Origin of the sequence: Lentzea flava, assembly GCF_014648475.1 — a bacterium.
In the GTDB taxonomy this organism is placed as follows: Bacteria; Actinomycetota; Actinomycetes; order Mycobacteriales; family Pseudonocardiaceae; genus Lentzea; species Lentzea flava.
In genome coordinates, this window is record NZ_BMRE01000141.1 from 1 (window position 1) to 1416 (window position 1416).

Here is a 1416-nt window from a genome sequence, read left to right on the forward strand (position 1 = left end):
CTGTGATCAGCAAGAAGCCTTGCCTGCCAACACATCCAGCCCAGGATGAAAATGGCTCAGTGATCAACGCCCGCACATCCCGGTCCGGCAGAAGCGGGAGCCCTTACCCGCATGATTGACAGGGCTCCGTCATACAGGCGGCCGACGCGCCCTGGATAATGGTCCTGGTGGCGGTAGAGCCAACGCAACATTGACTCCACCGCCACCAGACAAGTAAACCTTGTGTTCTGTCGACTCAGTAGTTTTTCACCGTGAAGCCCGCGGTTCCGCCAGCCACGGAGCCATGCGTGTTAACAAGTTGATACGATCCGCCGTCACCATAGAAGTGCCCCAGGTTGATCTTCGCGCCGCGATAGTAAGCGAAGACTACAACGGGTTCGCCAGCGCCAATTGGCCCCCGCCAGACGGGGTCACATCCGCCTGCGTTGATGACAGGACCCGACAAGCCTTGATTCGGCAAGGCCAGCTGCGCCGAGTAATCCGCATCGCGGTTGACGCAAATCGAGGCAGCTCCGCCGGATGCGGCAGACGCTCCGCCCGCCGCAACGACCGAGGCCAGGCCGGCCAGCCCGAGCGTCGCTGTCGTCGCTACAGCTCGCTTCACCAACAATGTATTCATTCGATCCCCTTGACCAAGTGGGTTCATCCCCGACTGTGTGATTATCGCGAACCTGCCTGCCGTTCGCCGGTGAACGCCATCCAATCTGCAGCGACCACGCGATCGCCGTACAAACCGTGCACCTCTATGGGAACTGGCGCGCAGGCCAATATATCGTTTGTTAGCATTCCATTCGCATCGCAATATATGTATAATTTCTCATTGCGATCAAGGGAAGCGGCCGAGAGATGTACTGGGAGGCAATCGACGTGCCCGCGAGTACACCTGCGCAACGGTTTCCTGAGGTTCCGTCGAGGCCTACGCGGCCAGTTTGCAGGTGCGAAGCACGTGTGGCTAAAGGTTGTTTCGTAACGCGGTCTGGGCGTGGTCGATGATGATTTGGTGTGGAGCGGTGATCAGTACAGGCCGTCCGGAGTGGGTGCCGGTGTTCACGGTTCGTCGGTGCCGGTGTTTCGCAAGCTTGTGCGGATTCGACGGAGGACACGGCGGTGTCGAGCGCCGCACAGTCCGCATGCGGCGCGAGTTGCGGGACATCGCCTTCCGGGAGCGCCCTACGCGACGACTGTGACCGTGCGCTCGGTTCTCCCCGATATCGGTGCTGGCTGACGGTTGACGCCCAGGCGCCGGCTGTAGTCCATCACCGAACAGGTACCGCGTTGTCAGTCAACGGTGACGCAGTCACAGTGAGCCTTTCCATCCGGCGGCGACCTCGTGGTTCTGCAAGACGTGGATGGCTTTGGTCAGTGAGGCTTTCCGCGTAACTGTCGGTGACGTTGTGTAGTAGCGGCTGGTGACGC

At 60.3% G+C, this 1416-nt stretch carries 1 protein-coding gene; it reads right to left on the reverse strand.

Features of this window, described 5'->3' with window-relative positions; genetic code table 11:
• Window positions 1-235: 235 nt before the first annotated feature.
• Window positions 236-646 carry a hypothetical protein gene (locus tag IEZ09_RS45860; protein ID WP_189260139.1) on the reverse strand — a complete coding sequence of 137 codons (411 nt, stop codon included), beginning with the start codon at window positions 644-646 and terminating at the stop codon, window positions 236-238.
• Window positions 647-1416: the final 770 nt, after the last annotated feature.